Origin of the sequence: Pseudomonas sp. FW300-N2F2, from assembly GCF_017351655.1 — a bacterium.
Classification (GTDB): domain Bacteria; phylum Pseudomonadota; class Gammaproteobacteria; order Pseudomonadales; family Pseudomonadaceae; genus Aquipseudomonas; species Aquipseudomonas fluorescens_AA.
This window is the reverse complement of the sequence record NZ_JACNDQ010000001.1, coordinates 3,391,598-3,416,414: the sequence shown is the minus strand read 5'-3', so window position 1 is coordinate 3,416,414 and position 24,817 is coordinate 3,391,598. Positions and strand designations below refer to the sequence as shown.

Genomic DNA, 24,817 nt, shown 5'->3' with positions numbered 1-24,817 from the left:
GTGGTGGACATCGAGACCTTGCGCACGCACCTGCAAGCGCAGTTGCCAGCCTACATGGTGCCGGCCGCCTACGTACGCCTGGATGTCTTGCCACTGACCCCCAACGGCAAGCTCGACCGCAAGGCCCTGCCTGCACCGGATCTCGATGCCGTCATCTCCCGTGGTTACGAAGCGCCGCAAGGCGAGGTCGAGATAAGCCTGGCGCAGCTCTGGCAAGACTTGCTCAAGGTCGAGCGCGTGGGTCGTCACGACCATTTCTTCGAACTGGGCGGGCATTCGCTGCTGGCCGTCAGCTTGATTGGTCGGATGCGCCAACTCGGCTTGTCGGCGGACGTGCGGGTGCTGTTCAGCCAGCCAACGCTCGCGGCGCTGGCCGCCGCAGTCGGCAGTGGCGGCGAGGTCGCGGTGCCGGACAACGGTATCCTGCTGGGGTGTACCCGGATTACGCCGGCGATGCTGCCCTTGGTGGCGTTGGACCAGCAGGACATCGATCGTCTTGTGGAGACGGTGCCCGGTGGTGCGCGCAACGTGCAGGATATCTACCCGTTGGCGCCGTTGCAGGAAGGCATTCTCTATCACCACATCGCTGCGCACACGGGGGATCCCTATGTGTTGCAGGCCACGTTCACCGTCGCGGATCGCGAGCGGCTGGAGGCGTTTGCCCAGGCCCTGCAGGGCGTCATCGATCGACACGACATCCTGCGCACCTCGGTGGTCTGGGAAGGCCTGGACGAGCCGGTGCAGGTGGTCTGGCGCAAAGCGCAATTGGCGGTGGAAGAGTTTGTGCTGAGTGCGGAGGCGGGCGATATCGCCGGGCAGTTGCGCGAGCGGTTCGACACGCTGCATTACCGTCTGAACATGCAACAGGCGCCGTTGATGCGCATCGCATTCGCCCACGACCCGGCCAATCAGCGCTGGGTGGCAATGCTGCTGTTCCATCACATGGTCCTCGATCACACGGCGCTGGAAGTGGTGCAATACGAGATGCAGGCGCACCTGCTGGGCCAGGCCGACCAGTTGGGTGAAGCGGTGCCATTCCGCAATTACGTGGCCCAGGCCCGCTTGGGCGTGAGCCGTGAGGAGCACGAAGGGTTCTTCCGCGACATGTTGAGTGATGTCGACGAACCGACATTGCCGTTCGGCTTGCTGGACGTGCGCGGCGATGGCAGCGATATCGAAGAGGCCGGCCTGAGCCTGCCTGCCGACCTGAGCCGCCGTTTGCGGGCCCAGGCCCGTCAGCTGGGCGTGAGCGCCGCGAGCCTGCATCACCTGGCGTGGGCGCACGTGCTGGGGCAGGTGTCCGGCAAGCAGGACGTAGTGTTTGGCACCGTACTGATGGGCCGGATGCAGGGCGGCGACGGTGCTGACCATGCACTGGGCATGTTCATCAATACCTTGCCATTGCGGGTGGCTGTCGGAGCCCAAGGCGTGCGTGACGGTGTAAAAGCCACCCACGCTCGCCTGACCGGCCTGCTGGGGCACGAGCACGCCTCGCTGGCGTTGGCCCAGCGTTGCAGCGGCGTGGTCGCGCCGCTGCCGTTGTTCAATGCCTTGCTCAATTATCGGCACAGTGCCGCAGGCGTTGCCTCAAGCGAAGCCTTGGCGGCCTGGGACGGTATTCAACTGCTGAGCAACGAAGAGCGCACCAACTACCCGCTGACCTTGTCGGTGGATGACCTGGGCGAAGATTTCCGCTTGTCGGCGCTGGCGGTGCCGCAGGTCGGCGCGCAGCGGATATGTGTCTACATGAACATTGCCCTGGAACACCTGGTCGAAGCGCTGGAACAGGCTCCGCAGATGCCGTTGCACAGCCTGTCGATCCTGCCGTCGGCCGAACGTCGGCAATTGCTGGTGGACTTCAACGCCACCACCCGCAGCTATCCCCAGGACAGGACCGTCCATGGCCTGTTCGAGGCACGGGCCAAGGAGCTTCCGGAGGCAACCGCGGTTGTGCACAACGGCCACAGCCTGACGTACGTCGAGTTGAACCGCCGGGCCAATTGCCTGACCCGTCATTTGATTGGCCTGGGGGTGCAACCGGGTGATCGCGTGGCGATTCTGCTGGAACGCTCGATCGAGCTGCTGGTCAGCCAGCTGGCGATTCTCAAGTGCGCCGCGGTCTACGTGCCGCTGGACGTCAGCGCACCGCTCGAACGTCAGGATTTCATGGTGCGTGACAGCGGTGCCCGGAGGCTTCTGACCCTGAGCGCGATGGCGGTGCCTGAGGGGGTTGCCCGTGTGGATCTGGATAGCGTGGTCCTGGAGACCGAGGCGGACCATGATCTGCGGCTGATCCAAAGCACCGAATCGGTGGCCTACATCATGTACACCTCCGGCTCCACCGGCACCCCGAAAGGTGTGCTGGTGCCGCACCGGGCGATCAACCGACTGGTGATCAACAACGGCTACGCCGACTTCAACGCCCAGGATCGGGTGGCCTTTGCCTCCAACCCGGCCTTCGACGCCAGCACCCTCGATGTCTGGGCTCCGTTGCTCAACGGCGGTTGCGTGGTGGTGGTCGACCAGGACGTGCTGCTGACACAGGAACGTTTTGCGGCGCTGCTGCAAGAGCAATCGGTCAGCGTGCTGTGGATGACCGCCGGCCTGTTCCATCAATACGCCGCGGGGCTGATGTCGGTGTTCGCCCAATTGCGCTACCTGATCGTCGGTGGCGATGTGCTCGACCCAGCAGTGATAGGCCGCGTCCTGAAAGAAGGCGCACCGGCTCATCTGCTCAACGGCTACGGCCCGACCGAAGCCACCACGTTTACCACCACCCACGAGATCAAGACCGTGGGCGAGGGCGGTATCCCGATTGGTCGTCCGATCGGCAACACCCGTGTCTATGTGCTGGATACCAATCGTCAGCCAGTGCCCGTCGGCGTGGCTGGCGAGTTGTACATCGGTGGCGACGGCGTGGCGAAAGGGTATTTGAATCGCCCAGAGCTGAGCGCCGAGAAGTTCGTCGCCGACCCGTTCAATGCCGACCCTGGTGCCTTGCTCTACCGCACCGGCGACCTGGCGCGCTGGCGCGCGGACGGCACGGTGGATTACCTGGGGCGCAACGACGACCAGGTGAAGATCCGTGGTTTCCGCATCGAGCTGGGCGAGATCGAAGCCCGCTTGGGCGAATGCCCAGGCGTGAAAGACGCGGTCGTGCTGGCGCGGCAAGACGATGCCGGTCCCAAGCGCCTGGTGGGTTATGTGATCCCTGAGCCGGGAGTGACCTTGTCGGTACATGCCTTGCGCGAGCAATTGTCGAGCGTGCTGGCCGACTACATGCTGCCCAGCGCGTTCGTGGTACTGCCAGCCTTCCCGCTGACCGCCAACGGCAAACTGGATCGCCGTGAACTCCCGGTGCCGGATGCCGAGGCCTATGCCTCTCGTGAATATGAAGCGCCGCTGGGCAAGGTGGAACAGACCCTGGCGCAAATCTGGGCGGACGTGCTGAAGGTCGAGCAGGTGGGGCGCCACGATCACTTCTTCGAACTCGGCGGCCATTCCCTGCTGGCGGTCACGCTGATCGAGCGCATGCGCCAGGCCGGCTTGAGCGCCGACGTGCGCGTACTGTTCGGCCAGCCCACCTTGGCCGCGCTGGCCGCGGCGATTGGCAGCGGCAGGGAAGTCAGCGTTCCGGCGAACCTGATTCCTCTGAATTGCGAACACATGAGCCCTGATCTGTTACCGCTGGTCAACCTGTCCCAGGACGCCATCGACCGCCTCGTTGCCACGGTGCCGGGTGGGGCCCGCAACGTGCAGGACATCTACCCGCTGGCGCCGCTGCAGGAAGGCATTCTTTACCATCACCTGGCCGCCGAGCAGGGCGACCCGTATGTGCTCCAGTCACAGTTTGCCTTCGACAACCGTGAACGCCTGGATGCCTTCATCGGGGCGCTGCAGGTGGTGATCGATCGCCACGACATCTTGCGCACCAGTGTGGTCTGGGAAGGCTTGGATGAGCCGGTGCAAGTGGTTTGGCGCCAGGTGCTGCTTGAATCACAGTGCATTGTGCCGGATGCCACGGCTGGCGACATTGCCACGCAACTGGCCAACCGCTTCGATGCGCGGCACTATCGCCTGGACCTGGGCCGGGCACCGTTGTTGCACCTGGCTTACGCAAGGGACGAGGCCCAGGACCGCTGGGTCGCGATCCTGTTGTTCCATCACATGGCGCTGGACCACACCGCCTTGGATGTGATGCAACATGAAATGCAAATGCATTTGCTGGGACAGGGCGAGCAGTTGGGCGCCGCGATGCCGTATCGCAACTACGTGGCCCAGGCCCGCCTGGGGACGAGCGAACAAGAACACGAAGCGTTTTTCCGCGAGATGCTCGGCGATATCGACGAGCCGACGTTGCCTTTTGGCTTGCAGGATGTGCAGGGTGAGGGGCATGGCATCGATGAGGAGCGCCAGCCTGTCGATCTTGCGCTGTCCAGGCGCCTGCGGGTGCAGGCACGCCACCTGGGGGTGAGTGCCGCCAGCCTGGTTCACCTGGCCTGGGCACAGGTGCTGGGCAAGGTATCGGGCAAGCAGGAGGTGGTGTTCGGTACGGTCTTGTTGGGCCGGATGCAGGGCGGTGACGGGGCCGACCGTGCCCTGGGGATGTTCATCAACACCTTGCCGTTGCGGGTGGATGTGGGCACCCAGGACGTGCGCAGCGGCGTCAAGGCCACTCACGGGCGCTTGACCGCCTTGCTGGGCCACGAACATGCCTCGTTGGCACTGGCGCAACGTTGCAGTGGCGTGGTGGCGCCGACGCCGCTGTTCAGCGCCTTGCTCAACTACCGCCACAGCGCGGTCCAGGTGACCCAGGACGCCCTGTCGGCCTGGAGCGGGATCAACGCACTGGGCGGTGATGAGCGGACCAATTATCCATTGACCCTCAACGTGGATGACCTGGGTGAGGGGTTCTTCCTCACGGCGATGGTCGATACGGCCATTGGTGCGCAGCGTATTTGCGGTTATATGCAGGTGGCCCTGGAAAGCCTGGTCATGGCCCTGGAGCAGGCACCGCAAACCCCGCTCCACGCCTTGGCGATCCTGCCATCGGCCGAGCGCCGGCAATTGCTCGAAACCTGGAACACGACCGACGTCACCTATGCCGACGATGCCCTGATCCATCGGCAATTCGAGGGCTGGGCCGCATCTCAACCCGACACCGTGGCCGTTGTGCATGAAGAGCAGGTACTGACCTACGGCGAGCTCAATGCCCGCGCCAACCAACTGGCCCACAGCCTCGTGGCCCTGGGTGTTCGTCCGGACGATCGGGTCGCCATCTGTGTCGAGCGCGGCCTGGACATGATCATTGGCCTGCTGGGCATCCTCAAAGCCGGCGCGGGGTATGTGCCGCTGGACCCGACTTATCCACCCGAGCGCATCGCCTACATGCTGCATGACAGCAGCCCCGTGGCGGTGGTGACCCAGTCGCAATGGCGCGACAGCCTGCCGGTATTACCGGTGCCCACCCTGGTGCTCGACCCGGCCGACACCGATGAAATGAGCCAGCAACCGCGGCACAATCCCGACATGGCAGGCCTGGACGCCAGCCACCTGGCCTACGTGATCTACACCTCCGGCTCCACCGGCCTGCCCAAGGGCGTGATGGTCGAGCACCGCAACGTCGCCCGGCTGTTTTCGGCGACCCAGCCGTGGTTCGAGTTTGGCCCACAAGACGTGTGGGCGCTGTTCCATTCCTTTGCCTTCGACTTCTCGGTCTGGGAAATCTGGGGCGCCTTGACCCACGGTGGCCGCTTGCTGGTGGTGCCGCAACTGGTCAGCCGTTCACCGCAATACTGCTATGCCTTGTTGTGCGAAGCGGGTGTGACCATTCTCAACCAGACGCCGAGTGCCTTCCGCCAGCTAATTGCGGCCCAGGGTGAAAGCGACCTGAGTCACCACCTGCGGCAAGTGATTTTTGGTGGCGAGGCCCTGGAAACCGGGATTCTCAAACCGTGGTACGCCCGCCAGGCCAATGCCCGAACGCAGTTGGTCAACATGTACGGCATCACCGAAACGACGGTGCACGTGACCTATCGTCCCCTTGACGCAGCCGACGCGCAGTTGGCCGGCGTCAGCCCGATTGGCAAGCGTATTCCCGACCTGCAACTGTACGTGCTCGACGCCCAGCGCGAGCCGGTGCCGGTGGGGGTGACAGGTGAGATGTACGTAGGCGGCGGTGGGGTCAGTCGTGGTTATTTGAACCGTGACGAGCTGACTGCCGAGCGTTTCCTCGACAACCCGTTCAGCCCCGAGCCGAATGCGCGGATGTACCGGACCGGCGACCTGGGTCGCTGGCTGGCGGACGGCAGCATCGAGTACCTGGGCCGCAATGACGACCAAGTGAAGATCCGCGGTTTCCGTATCGAATTGGGCGAGATCGAAGCCAAGCTGGCCGCGTGCAATGGTGTACGGGAGGCCGTGGTGGTGGCGCGCCAGGATACGCCGGGCGATCAGCGCCTGGTGGCCTATGTGATTGCCGAGGAAGGCGAGCCGCCATCGGCTGCCGAGCTGCGCGATGAGCTGCTGGGTTCGCTGGCCGAATACATGGTGCCCAGCGCATTCGTGATGTTGACGGTGTTCCCGTTGACCACCAACGGCAAGCTGGACCACAAGGCATTGCCGGTGCCGGACCAGTCGTCGGTGGTGACCCGTGAATACGAGGCCCCTCAAGGCGAGGTCGAGATCGCCATTGCCAGGATCTGGCAAGACCTGCTGCATGTCGAGCGGGTCGGCCGCCACGACCACTTCTTTGAAATGGGCGGCCACTCGTTGCTGGCGGTGAAGTTGGTCGAGCGCATGCGCCAGATCGACCTGGCGGCCGATGTCCGCGTGCTGTTCGGCCAGCCGACGTTGGCGGCGTTGGCGGCTGCGGTGGGCGGTTGCCAGGAAGTCCAGGTGCCGGCCAACCTCATCCCGGACGACTGTTCGCGGATCACACCGGACCTGTTGCCGCTGGCCACGTTGAGCCAGGACGAGATCGACCGCGTCGTGGCGACGGTGCCCGGTGGCGTGGGTAATGTGCAGGACATCTATGCCTTGACGCCGCTGCAGGAGGGCATTCTGTATCACCACGTCGCGGCGGCCAAAGGTGATCCTTATCTGCAATACATACTGTTCGCTTTTGACAGCCGTGCCCGCCTGGATCTTTTCGCCAAGGCACTGCAAAGCACGGTATCCAGGCACGACATCCTGCGCACCGGCGTGGTCTGGGAAGGCATTGACGAACCGGTTCAAGTGGTCTGGCGCGAGGCGCGGCTGGGGTTCGATGAGATCATGTTGGACCCGGCGGCGGGGGATATCGCCCGGCAACTGCGCGAACGTCTGGATCCGCGCCACTATCGCCTGGATATTCGTCAGGCGCCGATGATGCGCATTGGTTACGCACAAGACGTGGCGAACGACCGCTGGGTGGGCATGCTGTTGTTCCACCATATGGTCGATGATGCGACCTCGCTGGCCATGCTCGCGGCGGAAATTGGCGCGCACATGTCCGGCGGCGAACAGGCACTGGCGGCGTCGGTGCCGTATCGCAACTTCGTGGCACAGGCGCGGCTCGGCGTCAGCCGCGAGGAACATGAAGCATTTTTCCACGAGATGCTGGGTGATGTGGCTGAACCGACGCTGCCCTTCGGTTTGCAGGATGTACAGGGTGACGGGCACGATATCGAGGAGGTCCGCCAGAGAGTCGATGCCGAGCTTGGCCAGCGTCTGCGCGTGCAGGCGCGTCAGCTTGGCGTGAGCGCGGCAAGCTTGTATCACCTGGCCTGGGCGCTGGTGCTGGGCAAAGTCTCGGGCAAGGAAGACGTGGTCTTCGGTACCGTGCTGCTGGGGCGCATGCAGGGCGGTGAAGGGGCCGATCGTGCGTTGGGCATGTTCATCAACACCTTGCCGCTGCGGGTGAGCCTGGGCGCGCAAGGTGTACGTGCCGCCGTCAAGTCGACCCATGCACGCTTGACGGCGCTGCTGGGGCACGAGCATGCCTCGTTGGTCCTGGCGCAACGCTGCAGTGGCGTGGCGGCACCGACGCCGTTGTTCAGCGCGCTGCTCAACTATCGCCATCTCGGTGCGCAGGCGCCTTCCAGCGAAGTCATTGCGGCCTGGGAGGGTATCCAGACACTGGACGGTGAGGAGCGCACCAACTATCCGTTGACGTTGTCGGTGGATGACTTGGGTGAAGGTTTCAACCTGACCGTCATGGCTCAGGCACCCATTGGCGCCGAGCGTGTTTGCAATTATGTGCAATGCGTTGTGGAGAATCTGGTTCAGGCGCTGGAGCAATCGCCGCTGGCTCCCTTGAGCGGGTTGAAGATCCTGCCGCCGGCCGAGCGTCGGCAATTGCTCGAGAGCTGGAACGGTACGGGTGTTGCATTTGCCCAGGACGCGCTCATCCATGCTCAGTTTGAAGTCCGGGCCGCGGCACAGCCAGAGGCCATGGCGGTGATGTTCGAAGAGCGGACGCTGACCTACGGCGAGCTCAACGCCCGGGCCAACCAGGTCGCACATCGCCTGCTGGCGCAGGGCATTCGCCCGGATGACCGGGTCGCGATCTGTGTCGAGCGTGGCTTGGACATGATCGTCGGCTTGTTGGGGATCCTGAAGGCCGGCGCCGGTTATGTGCCGGTGGACCCGGCCTACCCGACGGAACGCATTGCCTACATGCTGCGTGACAGCATGCCGGTTGCGCTGTTGGCCCACGCCGCCACGCATCGTCTGTTGGCGGGCGTCTCGATGCCGGTGCTGCAACTCGATGACGGTAGCTGGCAGGACGAATCCGTCGCCAACCCGCAAGTGCCGGGCCTGGACTCCAGCCACTTGGCCTATGTCATCTACACCTCCGGCTCCACCGGTTTGCCCAAGGGGGTGATGGTCGAGCACCGCAACGTCGCGCGGCTGTTCTCGGCGACCCAACCCTGGTTCGACTTTGGCCCGCAGGACGTGTGGGCGCTATTTCATTCTTTCGCCTTCGATTTCTCGGTCTGGGAAATCTGGGGCGCGTTGACCCATGGCGGCCGTCTTCTGGTGGTGCCGCAACTGGTCAGTCGTTCTCCGCAAGACTGCTATGCGCTGTTGTGCGAGGCCGGGGTCACGGTGCTGAACCAGACCCCAAGTGCTTTCCGGCAGTTGATCGCGGCCCAGGGCGAGAGCGAGTTGCGCCACAGCCTGCGCCAGGTGATCTTTGGCGGTGAAGCGCTGGAAACCGGCATGCTCAAGCCGTGGTATGCCCGTGTAGCCAATGCCGGGACACAACTGGTGAACATGTATGGCATCACCGAAACGACGGTGCACGTGACGTATCGAGCGCTTGAAGCGGCTGACGCACAGTCGACGGGTGTCAGCCCCATCGGCAAGCGCATTCCCGACCTGCAACTGTACGTGCTCGATGCCCAGCGCGAGCCGGCGCCGGTGGGGGTGGTGGGTGAGATGTACGTGGGTGGCGCGGGTGTCAGCCGCGGTTATTTGAACCGCGACGAACTGACCGCCGAGCGCTTCCTCGACAACCCGTTCAGCCCCGAGCCGAATGCGCGGATGTACCGGACCGGCGACCTGGGTCGCTGGCTGGCGGACGGCAGCATCGAGTACCTGGGCCGCAATGACGACCAGGTGAAGATCCGCGGTTTCCGGATCGAGCTGGGCGAGATCGAAGCGACCTTGGCCGCCTGCGAGGGGGTCAGCGAGGCAGTGGTCATCGCTCGCGAGGACGAGCCGGGCGACAAGCGCCTGGTGGCTTATGTGATTGCCACAGAGGGTGCGCAACCGTCGGCGGTCGACTTGCGTACACAGTTGTTGCGGTCGCTGGCGGAGCACATGGTCCCCAGCGCCTTCGTGATCCTTGACGCGTTCCCGTTGACCACCAACGGCAAGCTCGATCGCAAGGCCTTGCCAGCGCCGGATCAATCGGCAGTGATCAGCCGTGAATACGAAGCCCCGCAAGGCGAGGTCGAGACGACCATCGCGCGGATCTGGCAGGACTTGCTCAAGCTTGGACGGGTCGGTCGTCACGACAATTTCTTCGAGCTGGGCGGCCATTCGTTGCTGGCCGTGAAACTGATCGAACGTATGCGCCAGGTCGACCTGGCCGCCGATGTGCGGGTGCTGTTCGGCCAGCCGACGCTGGCCGCGTTGGCCGCCGCGGTGGGCGGTGTCAGGGAGGTCGTGGTACCGGGCAATGCGATTGCGGACGGTTGCACGCGGATCACCCCGGACATGTTGCCCCTGGCTGATCTGGACCAGGACGCCATCGACCGAATCGTGGCCACGGTGCCGGGTGGCGTGACGAACGTGCAGGATATCTACGCCCTGGCGCCATTGCAGGAGGGGATTCTCTACCACCACCTTGCCGCGGAGCAGGGCGATCCCTACGTGTTGCAGGTGCTGTTCGGCTTTGACAACCGCGAACGGTTGCAAGCCTTTGCCCAGGCCTTGCAGAGCGTGGTGTCGCGTAATGACATCTTGCGCACCAGCATGGTCTGGCAAGGTCTGGAAGCACCGGTGCAAGTGGTATGGCGCCATGCGACCCTGGGCCTTGAAGAGATCGAGGTGGATCCGGCGGGGGGCGAGGTGGTGCAGCAACTGCACGAGCGTTTCGATCCGCGTCATTACCGTCTCGACATTGCCCAGGCACCGCTGATGCGCTTTGTCTTTGCCCAGGACGTGGCGAATCAGCGCTGGGTCGGCATGCTGTTGTTCCATCACATGGCGTTGGACCACACGGCGCTTGAGGTCGTGGTGCACGAGATGCAGGCCAGTCTCTTGGGCCAGGCGCACTTGCTTTCGCCCGCGGTGCCGTATCGCAATCATGTGGCCCAGGCGCGACTGGGGGTCAGTCGTGAGCAGCACGAAGCGTTTTTCCGTGAGATGCTCGGCGATATCGATGAACCAACGTTGCCGTTCGGCTTGCAGGATGTGCAGGGTGATGGCAGCGGTATCGAAGAAGCACATCAGGACGTCGACGCCGCGCTGGCGCAGCGCCTGCGTGTCCAGGCCCGTCAACTCGGTGTGAGCGCGGCAAGCCTGGTTCACTTGGCCTGGGGGCATGTGGTCGGGCGGGTTTCGGGCCGTGAAGAGGTGGTATTCGGCACCGTGCTGATGGGGCGGATGCAGGGCGGCGACGGGGCCGATCGGGCCCTGGGCATGTTCATCAATACGTTGCCATTGCGCGTCAGTGTCGGCGCTCAAGGCGCCCGCGCCGGAGTCAAGGCGACCCATGGCCGGTTGTCGGCCTTGCTGGGGCACGAGCACGCCTCGTTGTCCCTGGCGCAGCGTTGCAGTGGCGTACCGACCTCGCTGCCATTGTTCAGCACCTTGCTCAATTATCGACACAGCGCGGCTGAAGCGGTGTCCGACCAGGCCATCTCGGCCTGGCAGGGGATGCAAACCCTGCACATGGAAGAACGCACCAACTATCCTTTGTGCTTGAACGTGGACGACCTGGGCGAAGGCTTCCGGTTCACCGCTCAAGCAGTGGTCGAAGTGGGTGCCCAACGTGTCTGCGGTTACATGCATACAGCGCTGGAAAGCCTGGTGGCAGCATTGGAGCAGACGCCTGAACGGGCGTTGCGTGAACTGCCGATTGTGCCGGCAGCCGAGCGCGAACAGTTGCTGGTGGACTTCAACGCCACCCACGCGGACTATCCGCAAGAGCAGACCATCCATGGCCTGTTCGAGGCCCAGGTACTGCGCACGCCGGATGCCGTGGCGGTGCGCCATGGCCGGCATCAGCTCAATTATCGTGAGCTCAATGGGCTCTCCAACCGCTTGGCCCATTACCTGCGCAAGCAGGGCGTGGAGCCCGATTCGCGGGTGGCGATCTGCGTCGAGCGTGGTATCGACATGGTCGTGGGGCTGTTGGCGATCCTCAAGGCCGGTGGTGGTTATGTACCGCTGGATCCGGCGTACCCGCTGGACCGCATCGCCTACATGCTGGAAGACAGCGCCCCGGCGGCGATCCTGGTTCAAGGGACTACGCGCAGCTTGCTGGGCGAGACGGCGGTACCGGTGATCGACCTCGACAAAGGCGTCTGGCAGGACGAGGCGGCGCCCAATCCACAGGTGCCGGGCCTGACCTCGTCGCACTTGGCCTATGTCATCTATACCTCGGGTTCGACCGGCCTGCCCAAGGGCGTGATGATCGAGCACCGCAACACGGTGAACTTCCTGACCTGGGCCCATCGCTCATTTGACGCTCAAACCCTGTCGAAAACCCTGTTCTCGACGTCGCTGAACTTCGACTTGGCCGTCTATGAATGTTTCGCGCCGCTGACCTCGGGCGGCAGCATCGAAGTGGTCACTAATGTGCTGGAACTGCAACAGGGCGAGCACGACATCACCCTGATCAACACCGTGCCCTCGGCGCTCAAGGCGTTGCTGGAGTCCGGCGGGTTGGGCGAGGGTGTCGACACGGTCAATGTCGCCGGTGAAGCCCTCAAGCGCAGCCTGGTGGAGACGTTGTTCGAGCAGACCCAGGTCAAGCGCCTGTGCAACCTCTATGGCCCTTCGGAAACCACGACTTACTCAAGTTGGGTGTCGATGGCCCGCGAAGACGGGTTTGCCGCGCACATCGGCAAACCCGTGGCCAACACCCAGTTCTACCTGCTGGACGAGCACCAGCAGCCCGTGCCATTGGGCGTACCGGGCGAAATCTACATCGGTGGTGCCGGGGTCGCTCGTGGTTATTTGAACCGCGACGACCTGACGGCCGAGCGTTTCCTGAAAGATCCATTCAGCACGGCTCCAAACGCCCGCATGTACCGTACGGGCGACCTGGGCCGGTATCTGCCGGATGGCAACATCGAATACCTGGGCCGTAACGATGACCAGGTGAAGATCCGTGGTTTCCGCATCGAGTTGGGCGAGATCGAAGCCAAGCTCGCGCAACACGATGCCTTGAACGAAACCGTAGTCCTGGCCCGTGAGGACGTACCGGGCGACAAGCGCCTGGTCGCCTATTTCACCCAACATTCGCCTGACGAAGCAGTAGAAATCGAAACCCTGCGCACGCACCTGCAAACGCAACTGCCGGCCTATATGGTGCCCGCCGTCTACGTGCGCCTGGACGCGTTGCCACTGACGCCGAACGGCAAGCTCGACCGCAAGGCGCTGCCGGCGCCGGATCTGGATGCCGTCATTTCCCGTGGCTACGAAGCCCCGCAAGGCGAGGTCGAAACCACCCTGGCGCAGATCTGGCAAGATTTGCTGGGCCTGCAACAGGTCGGTCGTCATGACCAGTTCTTCGAACTGGGGGGCCACTCGTTGCTGGCGATTCAATTGATTTCCCAGGTGCGTCTGCGCCTGGGTGTGGAGTTGGGCCTGACCGAACTGTTCGCCCAGCCCCAGCTCATGGGGTTGGCGCAGGCAGTGGCCCTTGCCGGGCGTAGCACGTTGCCGGAGATCGTCCGGGTTTCTCGAAAGGACGACTTGCCCTTGTCGTTCGCCCAACAGCGCCTATGGTTCCTGGCACAGATGGAAGGGGCGAGCGCGGCCTACCACATACCTGCGGGGCTGCGCTTGCGCGGTGTGCTGGACCGCCTCGCCTTGCAGCGGGCTCTGGACCGTATTGTCGCCCGCCATGAGGCCCTGCGTACCACCTTCGTGCCGGTGCGGGGACAGGAGGCCCGGCAGTGTATCGCGCCCGCCGATGTCGGGTTCGCGCTACTGCACCATGACTTCTGCGGCCTGGCCGATGCCGAGGGCCAACTGCACGCACTGGCGGCGCAGGAAGCCACGGATACCTTTAGCCTGGAGCAGGGGCCATTGATCCGGGGCCGGCTGGTCCGCCTCGGCAGCGAAGACCATGTGTTGCTGCTGACCATGCACCACATCGTCTCGGACGGCTGGTCCATTGGCGTGTTGATCAAGGAATTGACGGCGCTTTATGAAGCGTTTCGTCATGACCTGGACGATCCACTGCCGGCGCTGGCGGTGCAGTACAGCGACTACGCTGTCTGGCAACGTCGCTGGTTGAGCGGCGAGGTGCTGCAAACCCAAAGCGATTACTGGCGACAGGCCCTGGCCGATGCGCCAGCCTTGTTGATGCTGCCCACCGACCGTGCGCGTCCTGCGCAACAGGACTATGCCGGGGCGACATTGCCGGTGGTCTTCGACGCCGATTTGACCGCGAGCCTCAAGGCCCTGAGCCAGCGCCACGGCGTCACCTTGTACATGACCATGATGGCGGCCTGGGGAGCGTTGTTGAGCCGGCTTTCGGGCCAGGATGAAGTGGTGATCGGCTCGCCGGTGGCCAACCGCACGCGGTCGGAAGTCGAAGGATTGATTGGCTTCTTCGTCAACACCTTGGCCGTGCGCATCGATCTCTCGGGGGCGCCGACGGTAGAAACCTTGCTGGCCCGGGTCAAGGCCCAGGCCCTTGGCGCCCAGGCGCATCAGGACCTGCCGTTCGAACAAGTGGTGGAGGTGCTCAAACCGGTGCGCAGCCTGGCCCACAGTCCGCTGTTCCAGGCCATGCTGTCGTGGCAGACCCATGACAACACCGAACTGGTGCTGGGGGACTTGAAACTCGAAGGCCTGGGTGCGGCAAGCAACGTTGCCAAATTCGACGTGTCCCTGGAACTGAGCGAGATCCAAGGGCAGATGTTTGGTGCCCTTGAATACGCCACGGCGTTGTTCGACGAGGGCACGGTGCAGCGTTACCTCGGCTACTTCCAACGCCTGCTGCGGGCCATGGTCGCCAGTGACCAGACCGGGATCGAACGGATCGCGCTGCTGGACCACGCCGAACGTGAGCATTTGCTGGCAGGCCTCAACGCGACCCAGGCCGCGTACCCACGTGAACAGACGATCCACCAGTTGTTCGAAGCCCAGGTTGAGGCTCGACCGGACGCCATCGCTGTCGCGTTCGGTGATGAGCGACTGAGTTACGCCGAACTGAACCGCCAGGCTAACCAGATGGCTCATCACCTGATCGGCCTGGGCATCGGCCCGGATGATCGGGTGGCGATCTGCGTTGAACGCGGTGCCGACATGCTCATCGGCCTGTTGGCCATTCTCAAGGCCGGTGCCGGTTACGTACCGCTTGACCCGGCGTTTCCAGCCGAACGCTTGGCCTACATGCTCGCCGACAGTGCCCCGGTGGCGCTGCTGAGCCAAGGTGAGTTGCTAGATCGTCTGCCCGTGTTGACGGTGCCGGTGGTGCTGCTCGACCGCGCCGAGCGCGTGCGCTGCGGCATTGCCGCCGGTCGCGACGACAATCCGCTCGTTGCGTCCCTGGGCGTGCGTCACCTGGCCTACGTCATCTACACCTCGGGCTCCACCGGCAACCCCAAAGGGGTGATGATCGAACACCGGGGCCTGGTCAACTACTGCGTCGATGCGGTCCGCTTGTTTGGCCTGACACCGGACGACACGGTGTTGCAGCAGAACACCTTGAACTTCGACCTGTCGGTGGAAGAGATCTTCCCGGCGCTGCTGGCCGGTGCCACCCTGGCGCCGACCCGACAGCTGTTTGGCAGTGCCGAGTTGCAAAAAAACGGCGATATTCGCCCGACCTTCCTGCACCTGACAGCGGCCCATTGGCATACCCTCGCGGCCGAATGGCACAACTCGCCGGCCCAGGCTCGGGACTATTTGCGCGACGTGCGGTTGATCAACGTCACCGGTGACGCCTTGTCGACGCAGAAACTGCAGATGTGGGACGCGGTTCGTCCGGCGCATACCCGATTGGTCAACACCTATGGCCCGACCGAGGCCACGGTGTCCTGCACCGCCGCCTACATGGAGCATGACGCGGTCGATGGCATCCTCGGCAATGCCAGCATCGGCAGGCCGATGGCCAACACCCGTATCTACCTGCTCGATGCGCACCGCCAGCCGGTGCCGTTCGGGGTCGCGGGGGAAATCTTCATCGGTGGCGACGGTGTGGCGCGCGGTTACCTGAACCTTGACGCCATCAATGCCGAACGCTTCCTGGCCGATCCGTTCAGCGATCAGCCCGATGCGCGCCTGTACAAGACCGGCGACCTGGCCCGTTATCGTCCGGACGGACGCCTCGAATACCTGGGGCGCAACGACTTCCAGGTCAAGGTCCGTGGCTTCCGTATCGAACTGGGTGAGATCGAGGCCCGGCTGGGTGACTGTGCCGGGGTCAAGGAAGCGGCGGTGATCGTGCGCGAAGACACGCCGGGCGACAAACGCCTGGTGGCCTATGTGGTGCCGCAGGCTGGAGTGAGCCTGACCGCGGCGAGCCTGCGCGCGCAGTTGTCGGTGCAACTGGCCGAGTACATGCTGCCAGGTGCGTTCGTCAGCCTGGCCGCGCTGCCGCTGACGCCGAACCGCAAGCTCGACCGCCAGGCCTTGTCGGCACCCGATGCCGAGGCGTACGCCAGCCGCACCCATGAAGCGCCCCAGGGCCACACGGAAGTCGTTCTGGCGCAGATCTGGCAAACCCTGCTCAAGGTCGAGTCGGTGGGCCGCCACGATCACTTCTTCGAACTGGGTGGGCATTCCTTGCTGGTGATGCGCTTGATCGCCCAGGTGCGCGAACAATTGGGCGTGGAGCTGAACCTGAGGGATGTCTTTGCCCAACCGCAATTGAGTGCGCTGGCCCAGGTGCTCTCCCAGGCGGCGCACAGCACCCGGCCCGGTATCGTGCCGGTGTCCCGCGAACAGGCGTTGCCGTTGTCTTTCGCCCAGCAGCGCCTCTGGTTCCTGGCGCAATTGGATGGGACCAGTGCGGCGTATCACATCCCCACGGGCCTGCGCCTGCGAGGCGCGCTGGATACTTCGGCGCTCACGCGTGCACTGGACCGTATCGTGGCCCGCCACGAGGCCTTGCGTACCACTTTTGTGCAGGCGCAGGGGCAGGAAGTAGAGCAACGTATTGCCCCGGTGGATGTCGGTTTCGCGTTGCGGTTGCAGGCTCTGGCAGGGCGAGCGGACGCCGAAACCGAGCTGCTGGCCCTGGCCGAGGAAGAGGCCAGCCAGGCTTTCGACCTGGCCCACGGCCCGTTGGTACGTGGCCGACTGGTGCGGATGGCGGACGATGATCACGTGCTGTTGGTGACCCTGCACCATATCGTCTCGGATGGTTGGTCCGCCGATCTGCTGACCCATGAGTTGGGCGTGCTGTATGAGGCGTTCCGTCAGGGGCAGGACGATCCATTGCCGGCGTTGCCGATTCAGTACGCGGACTATGCCCTCTGGCAGCGGCGCTGGCTCACCGGGGAGGTCTTGGACAACCAGGAACGCTTCTGGCGGCAAACCCTGGCCGACGCACCGGCCCTGTTGACGTTGCCCGCCGATCGGCCACGGCCTGCGCAGCAGGATCACGCCGGCGCTGCGGTGGGGATTGTCCTCGACGAAACCCTGACCCAAGGCCTCAAGGCGTTGAGCCAGCGCCATGGTGCCACTTTGTTCATGACGGTCATGGCCGCCTGGGCCACGGTGCTCAGTCGCCTCTCCGGCCAGCACGACGTTGTCATCGGCACGCCGGTGGCGAACCGCATGCAGGCGGAAGTCGAGGGCTTGATCGGCCTGTTCGTCAACACGCTGGCGCTGCGCGTCGATGTGGCGGATGAACTGACGGTGCAAGCCTTGTTGCAACAAGTGAAGGTTCGGACCCTGGATGCCCAGGCGCACCAGGACCTGCCTTTCGAACAGGTGGTGGAGGTGGTCCGGCCATTGCGCAGCCTGTCCCATAGCCCGGTGTTCCAGGCCATGCTGTCATGGCAGAACAACGAAGCCACGGGATTGGAACTGGGCGATATATCGCTGCAAGGGCTGGGTGTGACCAGCCGCACCGCGAAATTCGACGTGTTGCTGGACATGGCCCTGATCGACGGGCGCCTGTTCGGCGCGCTGGAATACGCCACGGCGTTGTTCGACCCCGCCACGATGGAGCGTTACCTCGGCTACCTGGAGAGTGTCCTGCGGGCCATGGTTGCTGATGAACAGACCCTCGTGGCGCAGATTCCGCTGCTGGGTGACAACGAGCGTCAGAACCTGTTGGAAACGCTCAATGCCACTGCGGTCGACTACCCGCAGGGCCTGACCCTGCACGGCCTGTTCGAGGCGCGGGTCGCGGCCAGTCCGGACGCGGTTGCCGTGGTCTCCGGCGAGGCGCAACTGAGTTACGCGCAACTCAATGAGCGGGCCAACCAGATTGCCCATCGCCTGCTGGAACTGGGCATTCGCCCGGATGACCGCGTGGCGATCTGCGCCGATCGCAGCCTGGACATGGTCGCGGGCTTGCTGGGCATTCTCAAGGCCGGCGCGGCGTATGTGCCGCTGGACCCGGATTATCCCCACGAACGCCTGGCCTACATGCTGGAGAACAGCGCGCCCATGGTGGTGCTGACCCAACGTGCGTTGCAGGCGAGCCTGCCGGCGACGCAGGCGCGAACCCTGCTGCTGGATGAGGCGCAAGGGTTCTCGACGCAGCCAACCGACAATCCCCAGGTCGAAGGCCTGCATGCCCATCACCTGGCCTATGTCATCTACACCTCGGGCTCCACCGGCCTGCCCAAGGGCGTGATGAACGAGCATGGCGCGGTGGTCAATCGCCTGCTATGGATGCAGGACGAATACGGCTTGACCGCCGCCGACGCGGTGCTGCAAAAGACCCCGTTCAGCTTCGACGTGTCGGTGTGGGAATTCTTCTGGCCGCTGTTCAGCGGTGCGCGGTTGGTAATGGCCCGTCCTGGTGGGCATCGCGACCCGGCGTACCTGCGCGAAGTGATCCAGGCCCAGGGCATCACCACGCTGCACTTCGTGCCGTCGATGCTCGATGTATTCCTGGCCCATGGCGAGGCAAGTCAGTGCGAAAGTTTGGTGCGGGTGATGTGCAGCGGCGAGGCGTTGCCTGGCCATCTGGTGCGGCGCTTCAAGGCGCAATTGCCGCACACTGGGCTGTACAACCTGTACGGTCCGACCGAAGCGGCGGTGGACGTGACCGCGTGGGATTGTGCGGGTGCAGAGACGCCGGACAGCACGCCGATCGGCAAGCCGATTGCCAACACCCGGATCTACCTGCTCGATGGTCATCAACAACCGGTGCCCATGGGCGTGGCCGGGGAGATTTACATCGGCGGTGTGCAGGTGGCGCGGGGTTACCTGAACCGTCCGGAACTGACCGTCGAGCGCTTCCTGCGGGATCCGTTCAGCCGTGCGGCGAATGCGCGGATGTACCGCACCGGCGACCTGGGTCGCTACCTGCCGGACGGCAACATCGAGTACCTGGGGCGCAACGATGACCAGGTGAAGATACGTGGTTTCCGTATCGAGTTGGGCGAGATCGAAGCCCGGTTGGCGCAACATGACGCGGTGAAGGAAGCCGTGGTGCTGGCCCGTGAAGATGCACCGGGCGAGAAACGCCTGGTGGCTTATTTCACCCCGCATGCGCCAGAAGCTTTCGCCGACCTCGAAGACCTGCGTGCTCATCTGTCAGGGCAACTGCCGGAATACATGGTGCCGAGCGCCTACGTGCGGCTCGATACGCTGCCGCTGACCCCCAACGGCAAGCTTGACCGCAAGGCGCTGCCGGCACCGGACCTGGACGCGGTGATCACCCGCGAATACGAGGCCCCGCAGGGCACCGTGGAAACCACGCTGGCGCAGCTGTGGGCCGATTTGCTCCAGGTCGAGCGGGTGGGGCGTCATGACCACTTCTTCGAACTGGGTGGGCATTCCCTGCTGGCGGTCACGTTGATCGAGCGCATGCGCCAGGTGGGCCTGAGCGCCGATGTGCGCGTGCTGTTCGGCCAGCCGACGTTGGCGGCCCTGGCGGCGGCTGTGGGCGGCACAACGGAGATTGTGGTGCCGGTAAACGCTATCCCGGCCGGTTGCACACGCATCACACCGGACATGCTGCCGTTGGCCGTTCTGTCGCAAGGGGAGATCGAACAGATTGTCGCGGCGGTGCCGGGCGGTGTGGCCAATGTCCAGGACATCTATGCCCTGGCGCCGCTGCAGGAAGGCATCTTGTATCACCACCTGGCTTCGCAGCAGGGCGATCTCTATGTGCAGCAGGCCACCTTCAACTTCAAGGACAGTACCCGGCTGGATGCCTTCGTCGATGCATTGCAAGGCGTCATCGACCGGCACGACATCTTGCGCACCGCCGTGCTTTGGGAAGGCCTGCGCGAGCCCGTGCAAGTGGTTGTTCGTCAGGCACAACTGATTCTGGATGAGTGTGTTTTCGAACCGGGCCATGACGTCACCGCGCAACTGCTCGAACGTTTCGACCGGCAGCATGTGCGCCTCGATGTACGCCAGGCACCGTTGATGCGCTTGGCGTTCACTCATGACGCCGCCAACCAGCGTTGGATCGCCATGCTGCTGTTCCACCACATGGCCCTCGACCACACGGCGCTGGAAGTGGTGCAACACGAAATGCAGGCGCACTTGTTGGGTCACGCTGACCAGTTGGGCGCAGCGGTGCCGTTCCGCAACTACGTGGCCCAGGCCCGCTTGGGCGTGAGCCGTGAGGAACACGAAACCTTCTTCCGCGACATGCTCGGTGATGTCGACGAACCCACGCTGCCGTTCGGCTTGCTGGATGTGCGCAGCGACGGCAGCGATATCGAAGCCGCCGGACTCAACCTCGCCGCCGACCTGAGCCGCCGTCTGCGGGCCCAGGCCCGTCAGTTGGGCGTGAGCGCCGCGAGCCTGCATCACTTGGCGTGGGCGCAGGTCCTGAGCAAAGTGTCCGGCAGGCAGGATGTGGTCTTTGGCACTGTGTTGATGGGGCGGATGCAGGGCGGCGATGGCGCCGACCGGGCACTGGGCATGTTCATCAATACCTTGCCGTTGCGGGTGGATGTCGGTACCCAAGGCGTGCGTGATGGGGTGAAAGCCACCCACGCTCGCTTGACCGATCTGCTGGGGCACGAGCACGCCTCGCTGGCGTTGGCCCAGCGTTGCAGTGCCGTCGCCGCGCCAATGCCGCTGTTCAGCGCCTTGCTCAATTATCGGCACAGCGCGATGGGCACCGCTTCGAGCGAAGCGTTCGCCGCCTGGGAAGGCATCGAGGCCCTGGGCAGTGAGGAGCGCACCAATTACCCGTTGACCTTGTCGGTGGATGACTTGGGCGAAGGTTTCAGCGTATCGGCGCTGGCGGTGCCGCAGATCGGTGCGCAACGGATGTGCGTCTACATGAACATTGCCCTGGAGCGGCTGGTGGAGGCGTTGGAGCAAGCGCCGCACACACCTTTGAACAGCGTGTCGATCCTGCCGTCGGCCGAGTGTCGGCAATTGTTGGTGGATTTCAACGCGACCACCCGTCGCTATCCCCAGGACAGGACCGTCCATGGCCTGTTCGAGGCACGGGCCAACGAGCGTCCGCAAGCCATTGCCGCAGTGCATGACGCCCACAGCCTGACCTACGCCGAATTGAACCACCGGGCCAATCGCCTGGCCCGTCATCTGGTTGGCCTCGGTGTGCAACCGGGCGATCGGGTGGCGATTGCGCTGGAGCGTTCGCTCGAGCTGCTGGTCAGTCAACTGGCGATTCTCAAATGCGCCGCCGTCTATGTCGCACTGGATGTCAGCGCGCCGCTGGAGCGTCAGCAGTTCATGGTGCAGGACAGCGGGGCACAGGTGGTACTGACGTCGGGCACGGCGGTAGCGCCCGAAGCCTCGCAACGGTTGGATCTGGATACGCTGGTCTTCAATGAAGCCGCCGATAACCTCAACCTGACGCAAAGCGGCGAATCGGTGGCCTACATCATGTACACCTCCGGTTCCACCGGCACCCCGAAAGGCGTGCAGGTGCCGCACCGGGCGATCAACCGCCTGGTGATCAACAACGGCTACGCCGACTTCAATGCCGAGGACCGGGTGGCCTTTGCCTCCAACCCGGCCTTCGACGCCAGCACCCTCGACGTCTGGGCACCGTTGCTCAACGGCGGTTGTGTGGTGGTGGTCGACCAGGACGTGCTGCTGACACAGGAACGTTTTGCGGCGCTGCTGCAAGAGCAATCGGTCAGCGTGCTGTGGATGACCGCCGGCCTGTTCCATCAATACGCCGCGGGGCTGATGACGGCGTTCGCCCAATTGCGCTACCTGATCGTCGGTGGCGATGTGCTCGACCCGGCGGTGATCGGCCGCGTCCTGAAAGAAGGCGCACCGCAGCACCTGCTCAACGGCTACGGCCCGACCGAAGCCACCACGTTCACCACCACCCATGAGATCAAGAGCGTGGGCGAGGGCGGTATTCCCATTGGTCGCCCGATCGGCAACACCCGTGTCTATGTGCTGGACGCCAATCGTCAGCCAGTGCCCATCGGCGTGGCCGGCGAGTTGTACATCGGTGGCGATGGCGTGGCGAAAGGGTATCTGAATCGTCCCGAGCTGACCGCCGAGAAGTTTGTTGTCGACCCGTTCAATGCCGATCCCGGTGCCTTGCTCTACGGCACCGGCGACCTGGCGCGCTGGCGAGCGGACGGCACGGTGGATTACCTGGGGCGCAACGACGACCAGGTGAAGATCCGTGGTTTCCGCATCGAACTGGGGGAGATCGAAGCTCGGTTAGGCCAGCATGACGAGGTCAAGGACGCGGTGGTGCTGATGCGTGAAGACGCCCCGGGTGAGAAGCGCCTGGTGGCGTACTTCACCCAGCGCGCGGTGGATGAGGCGCTGCCAATCGAAGACCTGCGCCAGTATTTGCACGCTCAACTGCCCGACTACATGGTACCGGCGGCGTACGTGCGACTCGATGCACTGCCGCTGACCGCCAACGGCAAGCTCGACCGCCGTGCACTGCCGGCACCGGACCAGGATGCCGTCGTCAGCAGTGTCTACGAGGCCCCTCAAGGCGAAGTCGAAACCGTGTTGACGCAGATCTGGCAAGACGTGCTGGGCCTGCAACAGATCGGTCGCCACGACAATTTCTTCGAATTGGGTGGGCACTCGCTGCTGGCGATTCGTTTGCTGGGGCTGATGGCCCAAGCCAACTTGACGATGTCGCTGGCCGAGTTGTTCCAGCACGAAAGCGTCGCGTCCATGGCGTTGTTGCTGCAGACCCGCAGCACCGAAGTCCAGGCGCAGGAAGCTTTTGTACCGGTGCGCACCACCGGCCAGCAGAACCCACTGTTCCTGGTGCACGAGTTCAGCGGCCTGGATCTTTACTTCCCGATGCTGGGCAAGCACATCGATCCGGATATCCCGGTGTATGGCTTGCCTGCCGTCGAATGGGGTGAGCCGCAGTTGCAAACGATGGAGTGCATGGCCTCGCGCCTGGTGGGGATCATTCGTTCGGTACAACCCAAAGGGCCTTATCGCCTGGCCGGCTGGTCGTTCGGTGGTGTGTTGGCTTACGAGATCGCCATCCAGCTCATTGGCCTGGACGAAGAGGTCGAGTTCGTCGGTCTGATCGACAGCTATCTGCCGCGGTTGGTGGACCAGGGCCGGGAGCGCTGGTCACCGGGTGAGGCCCACACACGGCATTTGCTGGACCGCTGCGAGGTGTTCTGGAGGGCCGGTGCCGTGGGTGAGACTGACCTGGCGTCGGTGCTCGAAAAACTGGCCCGCTTGCAGACCCGACTGAGCGACTTCGGGTTCGAAAGCCTGGTGCAACAGTGTGGCGACGAAGGCTTGCTGCCGCCTGAGCTGGCTGAGTACAGCGCGGCCCAGCTCTGGCAGTACCTGGACCGAGAGGTCGCCCACGGTCATGCGTTGGCCCATTACTCGGTGTATCCGATTTCCGTGCCGGTGCACCTGCTGGTCGCCGAGGAGCGCAAGGACGATGCGCCTGAGCATTCCGGCTACCTGGGTTGGGACGCCGTCCTGCCCAAGGCGCAGATGCACTGCGTCACGGTGCCGGGCAACCACCAGACGATGATGCAGGCCCCGCAGGTCAACGCATTGGGCAAGGCCATTGACGATGTGCTTCGCACCATCGCATTACGCCCGGCGCCTGCGCCCAGGAAGAATTTCCAGCCGCTGCTGACGATCCAGGGCGGGCGTACCGATCGAGCGCCGATCTTCTGCGTGCCGGGAGCTGGCGACAGCGTGACCGGTTTTATCGGGTTGACCGATGCCTTCGGTCCTGACTGGCCTATTCATGGGCTGCAGCACCGCGGGCTGGACGGCAGCACGGAGCCTTTCAGCCTCGTGGAGACGGCCGCCCAGGTGTACCTCGACGCGATCGATAAGGTCCAACCGGAGGGGCCGGTGCACCTGCTCGGCCATTCCTTCGGCGGCTGGATCGTGTTCGAAATGGCGGCCCGCCTGCATGCCCGGGGTCGCAAGGTGGCTTCGTTGACGCTGATCGACAGTGAGTCGCCTGGCGGCAATGGCGTGGTGGGCAAGCCCTATACCGCGACGGGGGTGCTGAATCGGCTGATCGAGGCGATGCAGTTGGCTTCCGGCAAGTCGTTGGGGATCGATGCCACGGTCTTCGGTACCCAGGACGATACCGCGCAGATGCGCTTGCTGCATGCGGGCATGGTACGGGCCGGCATGCTGCCGCAGCGTTCGGCGGTGGATTCGATGCGCGGTCCGGCGCGGGCCTTCGGTACGGCCCTGCGCACGGTGTATCAACCGCAACATCGCTACACCGGGCCGGTGCGGTTGGTGCTGGCCGATGATCCAACCCTGGACACGGCCGGTAACAAACGCGAACAGGAACAAATGATCGAAGGATGGCGCAAGCATATCCCCGACCTCAGTATCTGGTACGGTCCGGGCAACCACTTCACGATCCTCAAGGCCCCTCACGTACACAACCTGGCAGCCTGGTGGCAGGACGGCCTTCCCATGCTCGACGAGGAGGCCGCCAGTGACTACGTATGACTGTCTCTCCTTGACGCGCATCCATGGAGCCCGGCGCCACGTTGGCCGGGTCTGAAATCAACGCACTCATGGT

At 64.0% G+C, this 24,817-nt stretch carries 1 protein-coding gene; it reads left to right on the top strand.

From position 1 onward, the window contains the following. A partial coding sequence (locus tag J4E63_RS14585) for a non-ribosomal peptide synthetase (protein WP_207282428.1) occupies positions 1-24,744 on the top strand: 24,744 nt, incomplete at its 5' end. Positions 24,745-24,817 lie beyond the last annotated feature (73 nt).